Annotated in this window: 19 protein-coding genes; 10 read left to right on the top strand and 9 right to left on the bottom strand. The window is 63.9% G+C overall.

Features of this window, described 5'->3' with window-relative positions:
• Window positions 1-27: 27 nt before the first annotated feature.
• Both NKH13_RS13010 and NKH13_RS13015 read left to right on the top strand, forming a co-directional pair.
• Window positions 28-1,029 carry a LysR family transcriptional regulator gene (locus NKH13_RS13010; RefSeq protein ID WP_352912695.1) on the top strand — a complete coding sequence of 334 codons (1,002 nt, stop codon included), beginning with the start codon at window positions 28-30 and terminating at the stop codon, window positions 1,027-1,029.
• Between the two features lie 30 nt (window positions 1,030-1,059).
• Complete coding sequence (locus NKH13_RS13015; protein WP_352912696.1) at window positions 1,060-1,833, top strand: FadR/GntR family transcriptional regulator; 774 nt, start codon at window positions 1,060-1,062, stop codon at window positions 1,831-1,833.
• A gap of 21 nt (window positions 1,834-1,854) precedes the next feature.
• On the opposite strand, the gene NKH13_RS13020 is transcribed toward NKH13_RS13015, so the two are convergent.
• The 5 genes from NKH13_RS13020 to NKH13_RS13040 form a co-directional block, all read right to left on the bottom strand.
• A complete protein-coding gene (locus NKH13_RS13020) occupies window positions 1,855-2,961 on the bottom strand; it encodes a Gfo/Idh/MocA family protein (RefSeq protein ID WP_352912697.1) in 1,107 nt (368 codons plus the stop codon).
• Window positions 2,962-2,993: 32 nt separating this feature from the next.
• Window positions 2,994-3,806, bottom strand: coding sequence for an ATP-binding cassette domain-containing protein (locus NKH13_RS13025; protein WP_352912837.1), 813 nt, complete (start codon window positions 3,804-3,806; stop codon window positions 2,994-2,996).
• A 14-nt stretch (window positions 3,807-3,820) separates the two neighbouring features.
• The gene (locus NKH13_RS13030) at window positions 3,821-4,936 is read right to left on the bottom strand and encodes an ABC transporter permease (protein WP_352912838.1); all 1,116 of its coding nucleotides are present in this window, start codon (window positions 4,934-4,936) and stop codon (window positions 3,821-3,823) included.
• 148 nt (window positions 4,937-5,084) lie between these two features.
• Window positions 5,085-6,053 carry a rhizopine catabolism ABC transporter substrate-binding protein gene (locus NKH13_RS13035; RefSeq protein WP_352571758.1) on the bottom strand — a complete coding sequence of 323 codons (969 nt, stop codon included), beginning with the start codon at window positions 6,051-6,053 and terminating at the stop codon, window positions 5,085-5,087.
• Window positions 6,054-6,120: 67 nt separating this feature from the next.
• Window positions 6,121-7,095 (bottom strand): polysaccharide deacetylase family protein, encoded by a 975-nt coding sequence (locus NKH13_RS13040; protein ID WP_352912698.1) that lies wholly within the window; start codon window positions 7,093-7,095, stop codon window positions 6,121-6,123.
• A 363-nt stretch (window positions 7,096-7,458) separates the two neighbouring features.
• Between NKH13_RS13040 and NKH13_RS13045 the strand changes: the two genes are divergently transcribed.
• Window positions 7,459-8,703: a DegT/DnrJ/EryC1/StrS family aminotransferase gene (locus tag NKH13_RS13045; protein ID WP_352912699.1), complete on the top strand. Its 1,245-nt coding sequence runs from the start codon at window positions 7,459-7,461 to the stop codon at window positions 8,701-8,703.
• Between the two features lie 169 nt (window positions 8,704-8,872).
• Window positions 8,873-9,316 carry an SRPBCC family protein gene (locus tag NKH13_RS13050; RefSeq protein WP_352912700.1) on the top strand — a complete coding sequence of 148 codons (444 nt, stop codon included), beginning with the start codon at window positions 8,873-8,875 and terminating at the stop codon, window positions 9,314-9,316.
• A gap of 167 nt (window positions 9,317-9,483) precedes the next feature.
• Here NKH13_RS13050 and mocR read toward each other — a convergent pair whose 3' ends face one another.
• The 4 genes from mocR to NKH13_RS13070 form a co-directional block, all read right to left on the bottom strand.
• Entirely contained in the window at window positions 9,484-10,950 is a 1,467-nt protein-coding gene (gene mocR / locus NKH13_RS13055; protein WP_352912701.1) for a rhizopine catabolism transcriptional regulator MocR, read from the bottom strand.
• A gap of 4 nt (window positions 10,951-10,954) precedes the next feature.
• Window positions 10,955-11,161, bottom strand: coding sequence for a LacI family DNA-binding transcriptional regulator (locus NKH13_RS13060; RefSeq protein WP_352912702.1), 207 nt, complete (start codon window positions 11,159-11,161; stop codon window positions 10,955-10,957).
• Window positions 11,162-11,361: 200 nt separating this feature from the next.
• On the bottom strand, window positions 11,362-12,273 hold the full coding sequence (gene iolE, locus NKH13_RS13065) for a myo-inosose-2 dehydratase (RefSeq protein WP_352912703.1): 912 nt from the start codon (window positions 12,271-12,273) through the stop codon (window positions 11,362-11,364).
• A 119-nt stretch (window positions 12,274-12,392) separates the two neighbouring features.
• The gene (locus NKH13_RS13070; RefSeq protein ID WP_023721237.1) at window positions 12,393-12,680 is read right to left on the bottom strand and encodes a DUF3175 domain-containing protein; all 288 of its coding nucleotides are present in this window, start codon (window positions 12,678-12,680) and stop codon (window positions 12,393-12,395) included.
• A 175-nt stretch (window positions 12,681-12,855) separates the two neighbouring features.
• Between NKH13_RS13070 and NKH13_RS13075 the strand changes: the two genes are divergently transcribed.
• The 6 genes from NKH13_RS13075 to NKH13_RS13100 all read left to right on the top strand — a co-directional run bounded on the left by NKH13_RS13075 (window position 12,856) and on the right by NKH13_RS13100 (window position 20,294).
• Window positions 12,856-14,088 (top strand): MFS transporter, encoded by a 1,233-nt coding sequence (locus tag NKH13_RS13075; protein WP_352912704.1) that lies wholly within the window; start codon window positions 12,856-12,858, stop codon window positions 14,086-14,088.
• 174 nt (window positions 14,089-14,262) lie between these two features.
• Window positions 14,263-15,291 carry an HTH-type transcriptional regulator GntR gene (gene gntR / locus NKH13_RS13080; protein ID WP_352716938.1) on the top strand — a complete coding sequence of 343 codons (1,029 nt, stop codon included), beginning with the start codon at window positions 14,263-14,265 and terminating at the stop codon, window positions 15,289-15,291.
• 296 nt (window positions 15,292-15,587) lie between these two features.
• Window positions 15,588-16,712 carry a sugar ABC transporter substrate-binding protein gene (locus NKH13_RS13085; RefSeq protein WP_352716936.1) on the top strand — a complete coding sequence of 375 codons (1,125 nt, stop codon included), beginning with the start codon at window positions 15,588-15,590 and terminating at the stop codon, window positions 16,710-16,712.
• 80 nt (window positions 16,713-16,792) lie between these two features.
• Window positions 16,793-18,334, top strand: coding sequence for a sugar ABC transporter ATP-binding protein (locus tag NKH13_RS13090; protein ID WP_352912705.1), 1,542 nt, complete (start codon window positions 16,793-16,795; stop codon window positions 18,332-18,334).
• Window positions 18,331-19,311 (top strand): ABC transporter permease, encoded by a 981-nt coding sequence (locus NKH13_RS13095; protein ID WP_292658929.1) that lies wholly within the window; start codon window positions 18,331-18,333, stop codon window positions 19,309-19,311. Before NKH13_RS13090 ends, NKH13_RS13095 begins: the two co-directional genes overlap by 4 nt.
• A complete protein-coding gene (locus NKH13_RS13100) occupies window positions 19,308-20,294 on the top strand; it encodes an ABC transporter permease (protein WP_352912706.1) in 987 nt (328 codons plus the stop codon). Before NKH13_RS13095 ends, NKH13_RS13100 begins: the two co-directional genes overlap by 4 nt.
• Window positions 20,295-20,311: the final 17 nt, after the last annotated feature.

The following is a 20,311-nucleotide window of genomic DNA, read 5'->3' on the forward strand; positions in this document are numbered from 1 at the left end:
CATTATTTACTGGAAGAGAATGGTGCGATGGATCGCCTGACGGCGCTGCAGGTTTTCCGCCACGTGGCGGAACTGAACAGCTTTGCCGAAGCCGGACGGCGGCTCGGCCTCTCGCCTCCGGCGATCAGCAAGAACATCGCCGAGCTGGAGGCGCATCTGGACGTGCGGCTCATCAACCGGACGACGCGGCGCATGGCGCTTACCGAAGAGGGCAGGATCTATCTGGAGCATGTCACGCAGGGGCTCGATGCGCTGGCCAGGGCCGACCAGGTCCTGGGTCCCATCAAGACGGCGCCGAGCGGGACGTTGCGGGTCAGCGCGCCGATGACCGTCACGTTGACGCGGCTTTCGGCTGGCATTCCCGCGTTTCTATCGCGCTATCCCGATTTGAAACTCGACCTGCATCTTGATGACAGGCGCGTCGATATCGTGCGGGAGGGATTTGACCTAGCCATTCGCGGCAGCGACAATCTCGAGGATTCCAGCCTGGTCGCGAGAAAGCTTGCGGTCATGCCGCACGTGCTTTGCGCAGCTCCGTCCTATTTCGAGAAGCATGGCCGGCCCAAAACGCCTGCCGATTTGAAGGCGGCCAATTGCATCCGGTTCAGCCTCTCGGGGCATGCGGACATATGGGAGTTCCGCAAGGACGGCCGCAGCGAGCGGATCGCCATCGAGGGACGATATTCGGTGTCGTCAAGCCTTGCCGTGCGCGATGCGCTGCGCGCCGGTTTCGGCGTCAGCCTGATCCCCTATCCCTATGTCGAGAGCGATCTGACAGCAGGCCGGCTGCAATCGGCTCTGGATGACTGGGAAAAGGTCGAAACCACGCTCTACGCGGTCTATCCGGCACGCCAGCATCTTGCCCCGAAAATCCGCGTCTTCCTTGATTTCCTGATCGAGGAATTCAGTCGGGACAAACAGAAGCCGTTCGTGCCGCTCCGGCGTGAGCGTTCGGCAAAGCGCGATGTCGGCGAGGGGACCGAGGCGGAAAACCAAACTGAGATATTGCCGTCGATTTCATCTCCTTGACACGCCTCCAAATCCGGACTTTGTGGAGCCATGCGGGACGCGAAGCCGAATAAGGGAAAGACAGCGGCCGAGGCGTTCGCCGAACGCACGAGCGGTGTTCGCCGGGCCGATGCGGCACGCATGCCGGGATCGAGCGTGCACGCCTCGCTGGCCAACGAAATCGGGCTGAGGATCGTGCGCGGCGACTATCCGCCGGGAACCATCCTGCCCAACGAAGCCAAATGGTCGGAGACCTTCGACGTCAGCCGCTCGGCGGTACGCGAAGCCATCAAAATGCTGATGGCGAAGAGTCTTTTGTCGTCACGTCCCAAAATCGGCAGCTGGGTCGAGCCGAAGGAGCGCTGGAACCTGCTCGATCGAGACGTGCTGGCCTGGTATGCGACCTCGCCGGACCGCGAGGTGTTCCTCAGGACGGTGCAGGAATTCCGCCACATCATCGAGCCGGAGGCCAGCGCCTTCGCCGCGATGCGGCGCACCGACGAGCAGATGGCCGAGATCAGCCAGGCCTGTCGCGAGATGGGCGAGGCAACCAACCTGCAGGAGCGCACGCGCGCCGACACGCGGTTTCATCTCGCCATCCTGCGCGCCTCGGGCAACGACCTGCTGGTGCCGCTCGGCGTGCTGATCGAATCGGCGTTCGATCATCTGTTCGCTTTTACGACGCGGGAACTCGACGATTTGCAGCATGCGCAGAGGCTGCATGAGGCAATCGAGAAGAGCATCCGCCTGCAGCGGCCGGACGCGGCGCGCAATGCGGTGCGCAAGCTGCTGGCCAATACCGACAGCGTCATCAAGTCCAGGTAGCCGCCGTTCGGCTACAGGCACTCAGTCGAAGGGTGCGGTCGCGAGATGCCGCCGGGTCAGGCCGAGGAGCAGCTGTTGGTCGCGGGCGGCGTGTTCGGGCGGGTTGACGACGGGGTCGCCATTGACGATCGCCGCCCAGAAGCCACGCATCTCCTCGACGAAGGCTTCTGCGTAGCCGGCGCGCAAATCTTTCTTCGACAGTATGTGACCGTGCGAGGTCGTCACCGTCAGCCGCGTCGGATGATGGTTGAGCCAGGGCGAGGGGAATTCGAGCTCCAGGCTGGCATCGTCGAAGAACAGCGTGATCCGCTCCTTGTAGTCGGCGAGCTTGGGTACGGTGAGATGGGTCATGGTCCACAGCGCCTGCCCGTCCAAAAGCTTGACGGCGCCCTGGCCGCCGTCGCCATTGGCAAAGATCTGCGCGCCGACGACCTCGCCGTCCGGCACGCCGAGCGCGTCGAGCAGGCCGTGGACGGCGTTGACGTCGTGAATCAAAGCCGAGCTGTAAGCGCCGGTAAACCCACGGAAAGCGAGCTTGGTCACGGGAACACCGATGGCGTATTCGACCTGGCGCTTCTGCTTGGCGGCGACGGCGGCGATCATGTCCTCGGGGATATCGGTGCCGCGCCTGTAGGGCTGATGGGCAATGAACGGCCAGGCGTCGGGATCGTTCACTTCCACCGAGACCGAGCGCAGCGTGCTTGATGTGCCCGGCAGCGAAGCGAGCGCCAGCCGGTAGCTCGGATCGAAGCGCTTCATATAGCCGACCTGAACAATCTTCCTGGCGGCGTCGCGCGCGGCGACGATCTCGGCGATTTCCGCCAGCGAATAGCAGAGCGGCTTTTCGCAAAAGACATGCAGGCCGCGCGCCAGCGCCGCCAGCACCTGTTCGTGATGCAGCGGGTCCGGCGAGCCGATCACCACCGCGTCGAGGCGCTGGTCGAAGAGCTGGTCGATCGTTTCGAAATTGGCAATGCCATGGGTGTCGGTGACGAACTGCCGCGAAATCCTGGAGGGATCGGCGACCCCGACCAGCTCGAACAATTCGCCGAGGCGCAGCAGATTGGGGATATGCTCGACTTGCGAGACCATGCCGGCGCCGACGACCCCGACGCGTAACCTGCTCATGCAATCATTCCCCGCAATGTCCTGATGTCAGCTCAAGGCGCCGCAGGCGGCCGGTTGTCGATCTGGGCGAGCAGGCCGGCAATCTCCGCCTCGACCGCTTTCAGATCCTCGCCGCCCGACATGATCGAGATGACCTCGTCGCGCGAGATTTCCGACTTGGCATAGGTGCCGCGATTGCGACCGCGGTTGAGCAGCGTGAAGGTGTCGCCGACCGGATAGGCATGGTGGATGTTGTGGCTGATGAAGATCACGGCCAGACCCCGCATGCGCGCTTCGATGATGAACTTCAGCACCATCGCCGCCTGGTGGACGCCGAGTGCGGAGGTCGGCTCGTCGAGGATCAGCACGCGCGCGCCAAAATGCACGGCGCGGGCGATTGCCACCGACTGGCGCTCGCCGCCCGACAGCGTGCCGACGGCCTGCGTCGGGTCGCGCACGTCGATGCCGATATCGGCCATCGCCTGCCTGGCGATGGTGTTGGCGCGTTCCTTATCGATGCGCGAGAAGGGCAGGCTGCTTTTGGTCGGCTCGCGGCCGAGAAAGAAGTTACGGGTGATCGACATCAGCGAGATCATGCCGAGGTCCTGGAACACCGTTGCCACGCCGAGCTCCTGCGCGTCGCGCGGGCTGCGGAAGGTGACCGGCTTGCCGTCGACCAGGATTTCGCCCTTGCTCGGCCGGTAGACGCCCGACAGAACCTTGATCAGCGTCGACTTGCCGGCGCCGTTGTCGCCGAGCAGGCAGTGGACCTCGCCCGGATAGACCTTGATGTCGATGTCCTGGAGCGCGCGCACCGAGCCGAAATTGACGCTGACGCCGCGCAGTTCCATAGCCGGTTCGCTCATTTGGGCTGGCGCAGTCATTTGCCACCTCCGCGGCCGAGCGCCTTCAGCCTGATGTAGTTGTTGACCAGCACGGCCATCAGGATGACGATGCCGAGGAAGACCTTGAACCAGTCGGTGTCGATGCCGGTGTAGAAGATACCCATCTGCACCAGCCCGAAGATCAGCGCGCCGAACAAGACGCCATAGACGGTGCCGTAGCCGCCGGTGAGCAGCACGCCGCCGATGACGGCGGCGATGATCGCCTCGAATTCCTTGAGCAGGCCGCGCGTGGTGTCGGCGGAGCCCGCCTCCATCACCTGGATGGTGGCAAGCAGCGTCGCCGCGCAGGCTGTGTAGACGAACAGGCTGATCTTGACGCGATCGACCGGCACGCCGACGTTGCGGGCTGCGATCAGGTCGCCGCCGGTGGCGAAGATCCAGTTGCCGTATTTCGTCTGGGTGAGCACGTAACCGGCCAGCGCCGTCAGGCCGAGCCACCAGACGATCGACATCGGAACGCCGGCGACGAAGGGAATGCCGTCGCTGCGGGTGGCGATCCAGCCTTGCGCGCCCATCCAGTGGAACAGGCCGGTGAGCAGATGACCGTTGAAAATGCCGGCCGTTGCTGGGTCCGGTGCGCCTTCGAGGATGTAGGGGATCTGGGTGCGGCCGGTGACGGCGCGGGTGATGCCGATCGACAGTCCGCGCAGGATATAGAGCGTGGCGAGCGTGACGATGAAGGAGGGCAGGCGCGTCTTCACCACAATCAGGCCGTTGAGATAGCCGGTGAGGATGGCAACGGCGAAGGCGCAGGCGATGCCGCCCCATAGCGGCAGTCCCCAGTACTTCACCGTCAGCCCGATGACGACACCGGCGAAGCCGACCATGGAGCCGACCGAAAGATCGAACTCGCCGGCGATGATGAGGAGCGCTGCTGCGGTGGCGACGATGCCGAGCTCCGCCGACAGCGTCAGGAATGTCATCGATCCCTGCAGCGAATAGAGATTCGCCGCGCCCGGCAGCAGCGCAAAGATGATGATCGTCGCAAGCAGCCCGCCGGCGGCACCGGCTTCCGGCCGGCGCAGCCACTGGGTCAGCTTGCCGGTGCTGGCCAACCGTTCGTCGGCGCCGGCGGCGCGCTTCGACGTCATGCCGAAGCGGTCGGTCGCCTTCAGCTCGGCTGGAGGTGCTGCGTTGTCTTCCACGACCGCCATTAGGCTCCCCAATCGCTCAATTCGCAATCTTCGAACGGATCGGGAGAGCGCTTGGCGCATTCTCCCGTTCCGTCGGAGCGCTTGCCTAGCGGATGCCCTCTTTGGCGAGGGCCAGGATCGCCTTGGCTTTTTCGGGCGAGTCGATGAACAGCGGTCCGGTATAGGCGTTGTTCTGTGGCCAGAAGCCGTGCGTCGCCTGTTCGACCAGATAGATCACCGGCAGATAGCCCATCAGATATTGCTGGGCGTCCATGCCGAAGCCCATTTCGCCGGCTACGACCGAGTCGAGAACCTCCGGGCTGATGTCGAAGGTGTAGAGCTTGAGCTTGCCGAACAGTTCCTTGTCGCGGAACATCGGGATCAGCGGGTTGGCGGCGGTGGCGCCGAGCGCAAAGACGGCCTGCGTGTCGGGATGCGCCGACAGATAGGCTTCGGTGCGGCGCTGGATGTCGGCCGGATCCGGCGCCACGGCCAGAACCTCGGTGCCGCCGCCGGAGGGCTTCAGCCCGTCATTGAGGCCTTGGCAGCGCTGGTCGAGGCTGACATTGCCGACCTCGTGGTTGATGCAGACGACCTTGAGCGTGCCTTCCTTGGCCAGCCGCTCGCCGGCCTTCTTGCCGGAATCATATTCGGAAACGGTGCCGACATAGAGCGTCGTGCCGAGCTCGGCGCCTTCCTTTTCGCCGGAATCCAGAACCACCATCGGAATATTGGCGGCAAGCCCGGATTTGACCGATTTGCCGAGCGCATTGGCGTCGGCGATGGAGACGGCGATACCGTCCGGCTTGGTGGCAATGGCGGCGTCCAGAAGCCGGGCCTGCTCGACCACGTCGAAAACCTGCGGCGCGTAATATTCGACCTTGGCGCCGGTGAGGGCGGCCGCGTCATCGACGCCGCGCTTGACCACCGACCAATAGGGATCGGACGCCGACCCGTGCACCACGAAGGTGATGCGGACGTCCTTCGGATCCTTGAGGCCCGCGGCATACGCAATGCCTGTCATCAGGCCCGCCGAGACGAAGGCGCCCAATGCCACTTTCAGAAGAGTTTTCATCTTATTCTCCCATTTGTCGTTGCAGTTCCAATCCCTCTGGCGCCGTTTTCCGGCCGCGACGATCGGCTCACGTCGCGGATCGGGTGGCCGCTTTGCGGGCCTTTGCCGACGCCAACCGCTGTTCGCCCGCGGTGTCGCCGCGGGCCGTTGTTGTTGATCGCCCGGCCGAGAGCGTCGCGCGAAGCTCCTCGCGCAACGGCTTCATGCCGATGATGTCGATCGGCTGTGCGGCGAGCCAGTCGCGAAAGCCCTGGTCGCGGAACAGCTCGTACTCTTCGGTGCGGATATAGGCGGAGCGCGGCTCGATCAGCTCGAGTTCACCGGGCGCGTTGCAATGCAGGCAAAAGAAGGTCAAGCCCTCGCGCACACCCTCGATGAGCGCTTTGTAAGCGGGCTCGATCGGCCTGGAACGCGGCCGGCCCCAGGTCGTCTGGATGGCGGCGTCGAAAATGGCAAAGCCGCCGGCACGGCCCAGTGCCACGCCACGCTGGAACGCCTCCTCGGTGACGCCGACCAGATTGTCGTTGGGGGAATAGGCGGACAGGGTCTTGGTCAGCAGCACGGGCAACTGATATTCCAGCCCGAGCTTGATGTAGATGTCGCAGAATTCCGGCGACAATGCCGCGCCCATATGCGCGTCGAGGTGGGTGACGTCGATGCCGGCGCGATAGGCGGTGTCGATCTGGGCGCGAAGCTCGGCCTCGACCGCCTGCGGCACCGCCTTGCGGCGCGTGGTCGCCACATCGGGCCATAAGAAGCCGAACTCGTCGGTCAGGCCGGCCGCCCGCGACGGCGCGGTCAACGGCCGCCACTTGTAATGCTGTTTCTCGCTGTTCAGCGTCAGGTGGACGCCGAGGTCGAGGCCAGGGTTGGCGACGGCGTTTTCGGCCATTTCGAGGAACCAGGGGCATGGCACCATCACCGCGCCGGAACTGCAGACACCCAGCCCGCTCAATTCAAGGAAGGCGCTGTTGGCGCCGTGGCACATGCCGACATCGTCCTCGTGGAGCACGATCCGTTTGCTGGAGCCGGCGGCGTTCACGAATGGCCGCCTTCCCGCCGGCATACCGGCTTCGGGGGTCTTCCAAAGTGTGTCCCGTCTTTCATGGAACCAACCGTTTGCCCAACTGGCCGGAATGGAACGCCGAAACCTGCCTTTCCGACAGGGCCACTTTGGCGAATTCGGATGGGTACAATTTGCCTGCCGGCTGAGACACTTAGCTGCCGATTTCCCCAATCAGGGTTCAAAACCAGTCATAGGAACCGTCTTCCGGGCGCAGATGGCTTGGTCGAATAGCGGCGGAGTGGTTCTTTCAAACTGTGCCGACAAGCCTACAGCTGTCCACACCATCAAGCGACCACATTATCAAGTGACCCAAACTACCAAGTAACTTGGAGGCCTGTCATGTACACCGCCGGCGAAGAGGAAATCGAAGCCATTGCCAGGGTGATCCGCTCGGGCGCGCTGTTTCGTTACGGCAAGGACAGCGAATGCGACCGCTTCGAGGCCCGCTATGCGCAGCACCTCGGCGTCGAGCATTTCGCGCTTGCCGCCAGCGGCACCTATGGGCTCGCCGCCGGCCTGATCGGCCTCGGCATCGGCCCGGGGGACGAAGTGCTGGTGCCTGCGCACACCTATATGGCGACCGCGACCGCGGTGCTTTCGGTCGGGGCCATTCCCGTCATCATCGACATCGACGAGAGCCTGACCATCGATCCCATCGCCTTGCGCGATGCCATCGGGCCGCGCACCAGGGCGGTGATCCCGGTGCATATGTGGGGCGCCGCCTGCAACATGAATGCAATCATGGACATTGCGGCCAAGCGCGGTTTGCTGGTGCTGGAGGATGTCTGCCAGGGAATCGGCGGCGGCTATGAGGGCCGCAAGCTCGGCTCGATCGGCCATGCCGGCGCCTATTCGTTCAACTACTTCAAGAATATGACATCGGGCGAGGGCGGCGGCATCGCCACCAGCGACCCGAAGGTAGCGGAGCGGGCGCGCTGCGCCATCGACCCTTGCCATTTCTACTGGCAGGGCAGGAGCGACAGCATCAAACCCTTCGCCGGCATCGGCGCGCGTGCTTCCGAACTGATGGGGGCGATGCTCAACGTCCAGCTCGACCGGCTGGACGGCATCATCGAGGCGATGCGGGCCGAGAAGAAGAAGGTGCTGGCCGGCACCCGCCACCTCGGCAATCTTGGTCTGACGCCGTCGCCGATGAACAGCCCGGACGACGATTGCGCCGCTCAGGTGATGTATCTGCTGCCGAGCGAGCAGGCGGCGCAGACGTTTTCGAAGACCATTCCCAGTGTCGTTGCCGGTAAGACCGGCCGCCACAATTTCACCCAGTGGGACCAGGTGCTGATGCATGAAGGCGCGCATCATCCGGCGCTCAATCCTTACGCACTGCCCGAGAACCAGGGCCTGCGGCTGGATTATTCCGACGACCTCGGCAAGCGCTCGCTCGACATCCTCAACCGCACCGTGATGGTCGCCATGAACCCGGCGCACAGCGATACCGATATTCAGGACATGATCCACAACATCGACGCGGCGGCGCGGGTGGCGCTGGAGAATGCTTCGCTCGATGATGTCGAATTGCGCAAGGCGGCACCGGTTGATCTGCAGAAGTTCGACAGTGTGAACTAGACCAGTTCCGACGCGGTTTGCTACCCTGCGGCCGAGTTCCATGTCCGGCAGCCGGGCGAGGATTCCGGCCGGCATAACCGGTCGTCAAAAAATCCGCAGGCCCGTGTCGGATAGGCCGGGCTCCGCTCGTCCTAGGGGGCATCGATCACCAACACGGAGGATTAACGATATGCCCGGCACCGTACGGCTGCACCGCGTTCTGACAACAACCCCGGAGAAAGTCTACCGCGCGTTCCTCGAAGCGGATGCACTTGCGAAATGGCTTCCGCCGAATGGCTTCACCTGCACGGTTCATCACTTCGAGGCGAAAGTCGGCGGTACGTTCAAAATGTCCTTCCGCAACTTCACCACCGGCGACAGCCACTCGTTCGGCGGCGAATATGTCGAGCTCGTGCCCAATGAGCAACTGCGCTACACCGACCGGTTCGACGGCCCCAACCTGCCCGGCGAGATCGAGGTGACCGTGACATTGAAGAAAGTATCGGTCGGCACCGAAGTGAATATCACGCAGGCCGGTATTCCAGACGTCATCCCAGTTGAGGCCTGCTATCTCGGCTGGCAGGAGTCGCTGCGAAATCTGGCGAAGCTCGTTGAACCCGAGATCAAGCAGTAGGGTAAAGCGCGCGCGTGGCTGATCCATGGGGGCGATCTCGTCGCACCGAGAGAGCGAAGCGGGCGCTGCCTTGGCTGCATCGGCGTCCCTAGCCGGGTTCCAAGGAATTCCCGGTCTTCCCAGGCAACATGCGCCGGCGCCGGAAAGCCCGGATGGCGAAGCTTGCCCTAGCTTCTATCCAACCTTAGGAACGCGGCGCGCAGCGCCAGCACTGCGCGCAGGATCTGGCGTTCGTCCATCGCCGCATAGCCGAGCAGCAGGCCGTGCTCGGGTTCTGTGGAATGGTAGTTGATCGAGATGCCCTGGACGTCGAGCCCCTCCTTGAGGGCGGCGGCGACCACGTCACTGTCCTTATAGGGCCTGAGGAAGCTCGCCAGCAGCTGCATGCCGGAATCGTTTTCCGTGACGGTCAGCCATTCGGCCAGATGCTCCTGGCACAGCTTGACGAAGTTCGCCTGCCGGCGCGCATAGAGCCGGCGCATGCGCTTGAGGTGCGTGGCGAAATAGCCCTGCGTGATGAAGTCGTTGACCGTTGCCTGCAGGATCAGCGGCGCGAACTGGCCGGTGATGCTCACCGCCCGGTCGAACGGCACCGACAATTCGCGCGGCACGATCAGATAGCCGATGCGCAGCGCCGGGATCAGCGTCTTGCCGAAGCTGCCGATATACACGACGCGATCGGCATGATCGAGCCCGCGTAGCGCCGGCACCGGCCGGCCGCGAAACCGGTATTCGCCGTCATAGTCATCCTCGACGATCCAGGCGCCGTTGCGTTCGGCGATGTCGAGCAGCTGCAACCGCTCCTCGATGCGCATGATGGTGCCGAACGGCCATTGGCAGGATGGCGTCACATAGATCAGCCGCGGCGGCGGCAGCTCCGGATCGGCAAGATGCCAGCCGCGCCTGTCGACCTTCAACGGTGCTAATTTGGCGCCGCTGGCGAGAAAGGCGCTCTTGGCGCCGAGATAGCCGGGCTCTTCCATCCAGACATGGTCGCCTTCGTCCATCAGCACGCGCGAGACGAGATCGAGCGCTGCTTGCGCACCGGTGACGATGATCACCTGGTCGGCGGTGCAGCTGATGCCGCGCGACAGGCCGATGGTCGAGGCAATGGCCTGACGCAGGCCGGGGTGGCCGGCAAAGGAGAGATAACCAAGCAGGCTCTCGTCGCGGCTGCGTGCATTGCGCACCAGAAGACTTGACCAGATGGTGAACGGAAACGACGCCGTTTCGGGCACGCCCGGATGGAAATTGATAACGCCGGCATTGCGCGGCGGTTGCGGGCCGTTGACGATGGTCTGGCCGCGCCGCGACAGCTTTTGCGGCGCTGCCAGTCCGGCGCGCAGGGATGCCAAAGGGCGGTTCTGCTGGATCGGCGCCACCCAGGTGCCCGATCCGGCGCGCGCCTCGATAAAACCTTCGGCAAGGAGCTGGTCATAGGCGGCGATGACCGTGTTGCGCCCGACCTTCAGATCCTCGGCCAGCGAGCGCGTCGACGGCAGCAGCGTGTTCTGCGGGATTTGGCCGTCAAGGATGAAGCGTCGCAAGGCGCCGTAGATCTGACGATGCATCGGTTCTTCCGAAGCGCGGTCGACCGACATGATGTCGAGGGAAAGGCGCATGTGGTCGGCCAAGGCACTATCCCCCGACGAACCGGGCGGCGCGGGCGATCTTTTCCTCGTTGAGCCGGCAGACGGTGTCGAGCACTAGCTGCTTTGTTTCGGGGCGGATCTCGCGACTGTTCTTCAGCGCGCGATGCACGGTGGCGGCGCCAAGTTCTGCCTTCTCGGCGATCTCCCGGATGGTGCAAAGCCGTTCCATGCCAAGCGCAGCTTCGAAAGCCATGTCGCTCCTCCTCGGTTGCATCAAGGCACGGCTTCCGGCCGGCCTCAAGCTTGAAAGTCGGGGTTTGAAATCCAGAGCAGGGATTCTGCGATCCGCGCCGCGCAGGGAGCAAGACGGCGCGGATCGCCGGGCGCTTTCGCGTCGCTAACCCCATCGAGGCGCGCGCCCATTATGTTCCTCCGGCTCGCAATGCGGGCCGGTCAGTCTGCCTGCCGCGTCGCCACTTCGAAGCCGGCCTCGCGGGCGGTGGCAAGCAGCGAGAAATAGCCTTTGCTGGCATAGGTCAGCGGATGCGCCTTGGCCGGATCCTGCTCGGCCTCGACAACGATCCAGCCTTCATAGCCGCGCGCCGCGAGGGGTTTCAGCAATGACAGGAAATCGACCGAGCCGTCGCCGGGCACGGTAAAAATGCCGTCCATTACCGCCGCCATGAAGCTCATGTCCTCGCGGCGTGCCCTTTCCAGCACCGGCCTGCGAACGTCCTTGCAATGGAAATGCACGATACGGTCGAGATGCCGTTGCAACAGCGATTGCGGGTCGCCGCCCGAAAACAGGCAGTGGCCCGTATCGAACAAAAGGCCGACGCTTCGGCCCGTCGCCGCCATCAGCCTGTCGACTTCATCGTCCGTCTCGACGATGGTGCCCATGTGGTGGTGGAAGGCCATGCCGACCCCGAATGCGACCATGCGGTCGGCGAGGGCGGTCAGTTTCTCGCCATAGGACGGCCAGTCGCTGTCGGCGAGGCGCGGACGCTCGGAGATCGGTGCAAAAATGCCGTCATGGCGACCGCGCGAGGTGTCGGCGTAGACGACGATCTTGGCGCCAAGGTCGCGCAACAGCTGCAGATGTGGGGTGATCGCCGCGAATTCCTCGTCGACTGTACGGTCGAGAATGCGGCCATCATACCAGCCGGAGACGAGTTCCAGGCCATAGGAGGACAGGATCGGGCCAAGCACTTCAGCCTGGCGCGGAAATTTCCCGCCGAGCTCGGTGCCGCGATAGCCGGCCTGTGCGGTTTCCGACAGGCAGGTCTCCAGGGGCGTATCGCCGCCAAGTGCGGGAACATCGTCATTGCTCCAGGTGATGGGATTGATGCCGATCTTGACCGTCATGGCGCCAGACTTTTGCAGGCTTGGGAATACAAGCCGAGCCTGCAGACTGGCGGCAAAGAGGACCCGTCACTAGGTCCAGTTCAGCCGCATTTGGCAGAACCAATCAATGGTGACCGATTCTAGTCTTCCTTTGGGCGGCCAAAAAGGACGCGCAGTTCGTCCTTTGCGTCCTCCAGCACTTTCTTTTGCGCCGCCGGCAGGTTCTTGCCGGCTCGGTTGATGTAGAAATTCAGCATCGACATGGCGGATTGAAACGGCCCTGCCTTGCGTCGATCGCTGTGCTCGGCCGATCGCTTCAACGAGGCGGCGATTTTCCTTGGATCGTGGGATTCGAAGATGTGTTCCTCGAGGTCCAGCGCGTCGCTATGCTCGGTGACGTCGGCGGACCATTTCCGTTGCGCGGTCATGGCAAACTCCTTCCACTAGGTCGTTGCCGGGAAAACGCCTTATGGCGCACCGCTGTTCCACTTCGGCCCGAATCCCTGGAGCCACGGATTTGCCTGTCGTGGCGCTGCTCGGCTATGCGAATGCGCCGATAGTGGTCAGAACCGCCGATTCAAGAACTGCGGACAGGAAACGCTCTTGACCCCAATCGTCTCAAGCCAGGCAGGAAGTTCCGGCATCGACAGTGCCTATGCCTGGATACGGCTGGGCATCTCGATGCTGCTGGCAACGATCGGCGGGGTCGGCATGTGGGCGGTGGTCGTGGTGCTGCCTGCCGTGCAGGCAGAATTCGGCGTCGATCGCGCCGCTGCCTCGATGCCCTACACCGCGACCATGGTCGGCTTTGCCGCCGGCAATGTGCTGTTCGGCCGCGCCATCGACCGCATTGGGTACTGGGTTCCGGCGCTGATTGCCGCGATTACACTTGGCGCCGGTTTCCTGCTGGCGTCGCTGACCAGTTCGATCCTGCAGTTCACCCTCGTCCAGGGCCTGTTGATCGGCGTCGGCTCGTCGGCGATCTTCGGCCCTTTGATCGCCGATATCTCGCACTGGTTCAACCGGCGCCGCGGCGTCGCGGTGACGGCTGCCGCATCCGGCAACTATCTCGGCGGAGCGATCTGGCCGACGGCGATGCCCTATGTCATGCAGACCGAAGGCTGGCGCTTCACCTATGCCGCGATCGGCGTCGTCTGCCTGGTCACCATGGTGCCCTTGATCCTGCTGCTCCGGCGCGGCGCACCGCCCCAGGCGGCTCCGGGATCGCCGGGCAGCCGCGTGGTCCAGCCGATCTCACTGTCGCCGGCGGCCTTGCAGGCGCTGCTCATCGTCGCCGGGCTCGGCTGCTGCGTGGCGATGTCGATGCCGCAAGTCCATATCGTCGCCTACTGCATGGATCTCGGCTACGGTGTGGCACATGGCGCCGATATGCTGTCGATCATGCTGGCGGCGGGCGTCGTCAGCCGGCTAGGCTCGGGCTTCCTTGCCGATCGCATCGGTGGCGTGAAAACCCTGCTGATCGGCTCGGTGCTGCAATGCCTGTCGCTGTTGTTCTATATCCCGTTCGACGGGCTTGCCTCGCTCTATGTCGTCTCGCTGGTCTTCGGCCTGTCGCAAGGCGGCATCGTCCCCTGTTATGCGATCATCGTGCGCGAATATATGCCAGCCAAGGAGGCTGGCCAGCGCGTCGGCATCGTCATGATGGCGACCATCTTCGGCATGGCGATCGGTGGCTGGATGTCGGGCTGGATCTACGATTTGACCGGTTCCTATGCCGCCGCGTTCCTCAACGGCATCGCCTGGAACCTGCTGAACATTTCGGCCATGGTGCTGCTGCTGTGGAAGGCCCGGAGCAGCGCTGCCGTGACGGCCTGAAGCACGGCGGTACGGGTACAGTCTCTCCCGGCCGTCGCTTGACAATAGCCGAAGGCTGCGCGACGCCAGACAAGGTGTGGCAACGGGCCAGGTTGGCATGGCAGCAGTGGCAAAAACGCTGAACATCGTTTCACGGTCGCGTCTGGGCGGTTGCCCGGTGTCGGGACCAGTACGGTGATCAAGCCGCGCTCGCGCCGCGGCGGCGGCCGCCCGACCATCGCCGATGTCGCGCGCAAGGCCGGCGTCGGCGCCATTACCGTCTCGCGCGCCTTGCGCGAGCCGGGGCGTGTCTCGGAAGATCTGCGCCGCCAGATCGAGTCCGCCGTGAATGAGCTCGGCTATGTGCCCGACCCGAATGCGCGGGCGCTGGCTTCGGCGCGCGCCGAGGTCTTTGGCGTCCTGGTGCCGTCGCTTACCAACAACGTCTTTGCCGAAGTGGTGCGCGGCATCTACGACAGCCTGTCGAACGGCCCCTTCCGCATCCAGCTCGGAAACACCCACTATTCCGGCCTCGAGGAAGAGCGGCTGCTGCAGGTGTTTGGGCCGCAACGCCCGGCGGCGCTGATCGTGGCCGGCATCGACCAGACGCCGGCGTCGCGAAAACTGCTGGAAGCGGCAGGCTGTCCGGTGGTGCAGGTGATGGAGACCGGGCCCGATCCGGTCGACATGATGGTCGGGTTCTCACATTTCCAGGGCGGCAAGGCGGCTGCGGAACATCTGATCGAGGCAGGCTATCGCCGGATCGGCTTCATCGGCGCGCGCATGGATCCGCGTTCGCAGCGGCGGCTTGCCGGCTATCGCGCGGCGATGGAGGCGGCCGGCCTGTTCGACGCGCGGCTTACCACCACGACGCCGGTGCCCTCCAGCGTCACCCTCGGCCGCGAATTGTTCCGCGACGCGCTGGCCAAGTTGCCGAGCCTCGACGCGGTGTTCTGCAACAATGACGATATCGCCCTCGGCGTGCTGTTCGAATGCCATCGCGCTTCGATCGCCGTGCCGAAGACGATCGGCATCGTCGGCTTCAATGATCTGGACATGATGGAGGTGGCCTTTCCGTCGGTCACCAGCGTTCGGACCTACCGTTACGAGATCGGCCGGCGGGCGGTCGCCATGGCGCTTGCGGCTATCGAGGGCAACAGGCCGGAGCAGCGGGTCGTCGACCTTGGCTTCGAACTCAAGCGACGTGAAAGCACGGCGCGCTGAAGCGTGCTTCAACGCAATGGTGCTTTACACAACGTCATGGTAGCGCTACCACTTACCGCCGGGCGGTACTTCGCCCCGAAGATGGGAGGCTGTTTATTATACATAAGCGACAGCTCACGCTTGTTTATTATGTATAATATGATAGTTTTTGCGGGACTAGCCGGGCAACAAAGGAGGGGATCGGGTCGGCGTTCGGCCACCTGAACGCGCAACGGGTACGGCGGGAGGTGCCGGGCCGGTAATGCGCAAATTCATCGGCGTAAGAACAAACAAAACTGCAACTGGGAGGAATATCGATGATCAAGTCACTCGTTGGCGGTATCGTTGCCGCCACTGCTTTTGTCATGCTGAGCTCGTCGGCAATCGCCGATCCTGAAATCGTCAAGGGGCCATCGGCCGAGCCTGAGTGCTTCGCGCCCTGGTCGGCCGATACGCAGTTCTTCAAGTTCCCCAAGAAAGACGGCCCGTACCGCATCGCTCTGGCCAACGGCTACATCGCCAATACGTGGCGCATCCAGATGGTGCAGACGGCGAAGGCCTATGCAGCGCAGCCGGATGTCGCGGCCAAGCTCAAGGAATTCAAGGTGGTCTCGACCGGGGAGGACGTGCCGGCGCAGATTTCGGCAATCAACAATTTCATCGATTCCGGCTATGACGCGATTGTCGTCAACGCCCAGAACCCGACCGCATTCGGCCCTGTCATCAAGCGGGCCAAGGAAGCCGGCGTGGTGCTGGTCGCCTTCGACAACATCCTCGACACCAAGGATGCCATCAACGTCAATGTCGACCAGAAAGGCCTTGGCGAATTGTGGGGCAACTGGCTGGTCAAGCACGTGCCGAACGGCGGCAAGGTGCTGGAAGTGCGCGGCGTAGCCGGCACGTCCGTCGACACCGACCGCCACAACGGGATCCACGAGGTTCTCGACGCTTCCGGCAAGAAATGGGATGTCACCGAGGTCGTCGGCAAATGGGATGACGGCGTTGCGCAAAAGGCTACGGCCGATGCCATTGCCACCAACGGTCCCTTCGACGGCATTACCGGACAGGGCGGCGATACCGGCATCGTGCAGGCGATGATCGATGCCAAGCATCCGTTCGTGCCGTTCGGCGGCGAGACGGAGAATGGCTTCCGCAAATTCTGCGCCAAATTCGCCGCTGACGGCCTGAAATGCTCGTCGGCCGGCACCGGCCCGGCTCAGGTGGCGGTTGCCATCAAGACGGCGATTGCAGCGCTTGAAGGCCAGGTCGTGCCGCAAGCGGTCAAGCTGCCGCTGGCGATCGTCGAGGATCCGAACTTCAAGGCAGGCCAGGATTTCTTCCCCGACCAATCCGACAATTTCTTCGTCGGCAATTCCTTCCCGACCTGCGGGATCAATTTCACGGCGCAGGAAATCATGGGCCAGAGCAAGGAAAACCAGTAAACTCCGATAGCCCGACGCCGCGGGAAATTCCGCGGCGTCGGCGCTCGACATCCTGATTGCCAAGCGCCTGGGGAGGGCCGATGGACGGTGCGGTTCCGCTCTTCCGCATGGAAGGCATATCCAAGCGCTATGGCGGCGTGCGGGCGCTGGAGAAGGCCGAGCTGTCGGTCACTCCAGGCAGCATCCACGCCATTCTCGGCGAGAACGGCGCCGGCAAATCGACGCTGATCAAGGTCATGGCGGGGGTCGTCGCGTCCGACGAGGGCCGCATGATGCTGGACGGAAACGAAGTGAGCTTCGCTTCGCCGGCCGCTGCCAACCAGGCCGGCATTGTCTGCATCTTCCAGGAACTGTCGCTCGTCCCCGAACTCAGCGTTGCCGACAACATAGTCATTTCCGATCCGCCGAAGCGTTTCGGCATGATCGACCGCAAGGCGCAGCGCCGCATCGCCGAAGAGGCCCTTGCTCGCGCCGGCGCCTCCGATATCCATCCGCTGGCGCTGGTCAAGGATCTTCCACTTTCGAGAAGGCAGATGGTCGAGATCGCCAAGGCACTGGCGCGCAAGCCACGCATCCTGATCCTCGACGAGGCGACCTCGGCGCTGACCGCCGCCGACGTCGCCAGGGTTTTCGCCGTGTTGAAGCGGCTGCGTTCGGAAGGGCTGGCGCTGCTCTACATCTCGCACCGCATGAACGAGATCGCCGAGCTGGCAGACCAGTGCACGGTGTTCCGCAACGGCCGCAATGTCGCCAGCTATGCTGCCGGCACCAAGAGCGACAACGAGGTCGTCGAACTGATGATCGGGCGCGAATACAGCCACATCTTTCCGCCCAAGCCCGCGCGGGCGGCTGCTGCAGCCACGCCGGTTCTGGAGGCGCGCAGCCTGTCATGGACGGATCGGCTGCACGATGTCTCGCTATCGGTCGGGGCGGGCGAGGTGGTCGGCCTCGGCGGTCTCGACGGCCAGGGCCAGCGCGAATTGCTGCTCGCCTTCTTCGGTGTGCTGCGCGGCCTGTCAGGGCAGATCCTGATCGACGGCAGGCCGGTGGCGATCGCCAGCCCGGCCGCGGCGCGCGATGACCGGATCGGCATGGCGCTGATCCCGGAGGACCGCAAGACCGAGGGGCTGATGCTGCCGATGACGGTGCGCGAAAACCTCTCCTTCGCCGCCCTCGACCGGCTGTCCAGGGCCGGCATCATCGATCGCGCCGCCGAGCAACGGCTGATCGACGACATGGTCGGCCTTCTGGCCATCAAGACGGCCGGGCTCGACATTCCGGTCGGCGCACTGTCCGGCGGCAACCAGCAGAAGGTCGTCATCGCCAAATGGCTGATGCGGCAGCCGCGGATCATCCTGCTCAACGATCCGACGCGCGGCATCGATGTCGGGACCAAGCAGGAGCTTTACCAGCTGATGCGCAAGCTTGCCGACCAGGGCGCGGCAATCCTGTTCTATTCGACCGATTATGACGAGCTGATCGGCTGCTGCGACCGGGTGCTGGTGCTCTATGACGGCGCGGTCAAGCGTGAACTGGTCGGCGCCGAAATCACCGAGCGGGCCTTGATCGCCAGCGCGCTCAACATTCACGAAGAGATGCCAAGGCAAGGAGCGGACGCGTGAAGGATTGGCGCTACTGGCTTGCCGAACAGCGCGGAACGCTCCTGGCGTTCGGCATCTTCATCGTCATGTTCGTCATCTACACCTCGAACCATCCAGCGGGCTTCACCGCCAATGTCGTACAGACGGCCTCGAACAAGGGCGTGCTGCTCGCCTTCGTCGCCATGGCGCAGACGCTGGTGGTCATCACCGCCGGCATCGATCTTTCGGTCGGCATGATCTTCACGCTGACCAACTGCCTGGCGTCGTGGCTGGTCGTCGGCACCGGCATCGAGACCGCCTTCGGCGTCATCGCCGTGCTCGGCACCGGGCTGCTGTGCGGGGCAATCAACGGCGCCATCGTCATCTATGGACGCCTGCAGCCGATCGTCGCCACCATCGCCACCGGCGCGGTCTATTTCGGCATCGCGCTGCTGCTGCGGCCGTTTCCGGGCGGCTCGGTCAATGAGGGGCTCGCCGATGCGCTGACCGGGCGCCTGTTTGGTATTGTGCCGGCGAGCCTGGTGACGCTGCTGGCGGTCGTGCTCGTGGTCTGGGTGCCGTTCAGCCGGTCGGTGCTCGGCCGCGCCGCTTATGCAGCCGGCTCCTCGGAGATGGCGGCCTACATGTCCGGCGTGCCGATCCGGCGCGGAAAGTTCGCCGCCTATGCGCTTGCCGGGCTGCTTGCCGCGATCGGCGGACTGTTCCTGACGTTCTTCACCTATACCGGCGATGCGGCCTATGCCAGCGGCAACGCCTATACGCTGTTTTCGATCGCCGCGGTCGTGCTCGGCGGCGTGTCGCTGTTCGGCGGCAAGGGCAGCGCCATCGGCGCGATCTTCGGCGCGCTTGCCTTCCGCACCATCGGCGACCTGCTGTTCGTCTTCGATTTCGATCCGCTCTGGCAGCCCCTGTTCCAGGGCGTCATCCTGCTGATCGCGGTCAGCCTCGGCGCCTTCGCCCTGTTTCGGGTCCGCAACCGGCTGGAGTGGTTCTTGTGAGCGAAACGACTGTAAGTGGTCTCGCCGGCCGCATGCCGAAATTCCTCCGCCGCGCCGATCCGGCGGTGCTGACGGCGTTCGCCTGTATCGTGCTGCTGCTGTTCCTCGGCAGCCTCTATTCGCGCAGCTTCCTGTCGCCTGAATACCTTTTGCAGCAGCTCAAGGTGGCGTCGTTTCTCGGCGTCATCGCCACCGGCATGATGCTGGTCATCCTGCTCGGCCAGATCGACCTGTCGGTACCCTGGTCGGTGGCGGCCGGCGCGATGATGGCCTGTGCCGCGGCCGCATACGGCCCGGTCGGCGTGGCGCTTGCCATTCCGTTCGGCATCTTCTGCGGTGTTCTGATCGGCATCGTCAACGGCATCGGCGTCGCCTATCTGCGCATTCCCTCGATGATCATCACGCTTGCCACCAACGCCGTCGCGCAGGGGCTGATGGTGGTCTACACCGGCGGTTTCTCGCCGCAGGATTCGGCGACCGGTGCGATGCGCTATCTGGCGACCGGCTTTGCCGTTCCTGGCGTGCCCAACGCAGTTCTCATCTGGTCATTGATCGGCGCCGCAATGGTGTTCGTGCTGACCCGCACCGGCTTCGGCCGCACCGTCTACGGCATCGGCAATCGCGAGCGTGCCGCCTATCTTTCCGGCATCGATACAAGGCGCGTAGTGATGATCGCCTTTGCGGTTTCGGGCGGGCTCTCGGCCTTCGGCGGCGTGCTGTTGGCCGGCTATGCCTCCAAGGCGGCACAATCGATGGGCGATGCCTATCTGCTGCCGTCGATCGCCGCCGTGGTGCTCGGCGGCACCTCGATCCTCGGCGGGCGCGGCTCCTATCTCGGCACCGTCGCCGGGGTAATCCTGATCACCCTCTTGCAATCCATTCTCTCTGTCATGCAGATGCCGGAGGCGGGGCGGCAGATCATCTACGGCGTCGTTATCGTCGCCATGCTGCTGCTCTATGGCCGCGCGCCGGCAAGCCGCTGACCTGCATGACCGGGAAA

Origin of the sequence: Mesorhizobium sp. M1348 (genome assembly GCF_040317925.1) — a bacterium.
In the GTDB taxonomy this organism is placed as follows: Bacteria; Pseudomonadota; Alphaproteobacteria; order Rhizobiales; family Rhizobiaceae; genus Mesorhizobium.

Bases quoted from the DNA above. Each gene is read 5' to 3' on its own strand.
- NKH13_RS13010 (WP_352912695.1), top strand. From the start codon at position 28: ATGGATCGCCTGACGGCGCTGCAGGTTTTCCGCCACGTGGCGGAACTG.
- NKH13_RS13015 (WP_352912696.1), top strand. From the start codon at position 1,060: ATGCGGGACGCGAAGCCGAATAAGGGAAAGACAGCGGCCGAGGCGTTC.
- NKH13_RS13020 (WP_352912697.1), bottom strand. From the start codon at position 2,961: ATGAGCAGGTTACGCGTCGGGGTCGTCGGCGCCGGCATGGTCTCGCAA.
- NKH13_RS13025 (WP_352912837.1), bottom strand. From the start codon at position 3,806: ATGAGCGAACCGGCTATGGAACTGCGCGGCGTCAGCGTCAATTTCGGC.
- NKH13_RS13030 (WP_352912838.1), bottom strand. From the start codon at position 4,936: ATGACGTCGAAGCGCGCCGCCGGCGCCGACGAACGGTTGGCCAGCACC.
- NKH13_RS13035 (WP_352571758.1), bottom strand. From the start codon at position 6,053: ATGAAAACTCTTCTGAAAGTGGCATTGGGCGCCTTCGTCTCGGCGGGC.
- NKH13_RS13045 (WP_352912699.1), top strand. From the start codon at position 7,459: ATGTACACCGCCGGCGAAGAGGAAATCGAAGCCATTGCCAGGGTGATC.
- NKH13_RS13050 (WP_352912700.1), top strand. From the start codon at position 8,873: ATGCCCGGCACCGTACGGCTGCACCGCGTTCTGACAACAACCCCGGAG.
- NKH13_RS13060 (WP_352912702.1), bottom strand. From the start codon at position 11,161: ATGGCTTTCGAAGCTGCGCTTGGCATGGAACGGCTTTGCACCATCCGG.
- iolE (WP_352912703.1), bottom strand. From the start codon at position 12,273: ATGACGGTCAAGATCGGCATCAATCCCATCACCTGGAGCAATGACGAT.
- NKH13_RS13070 (WP_023721237.1), bottom strand. From the start codon at position 12,680: ATGACCGCGCAACGGAAATGGTCCGCCGACGTCACCGAGCATAGCGAC.
- NKH13_RS13085 (WP_352716936.1), top strand. From the start codon at position 15,588: ATGATCAAGTCACTCGTTGGCGGTATCGTTGCCGCCACTGCTTTTGTC.
- NKH13_RS13090 (WP_352912705.1), top strand. From the start codon at position 16,793: ATGGACGGTGCGGTTCCGCTCTTCCGCATGGAAGGCATATCCAAGCGC.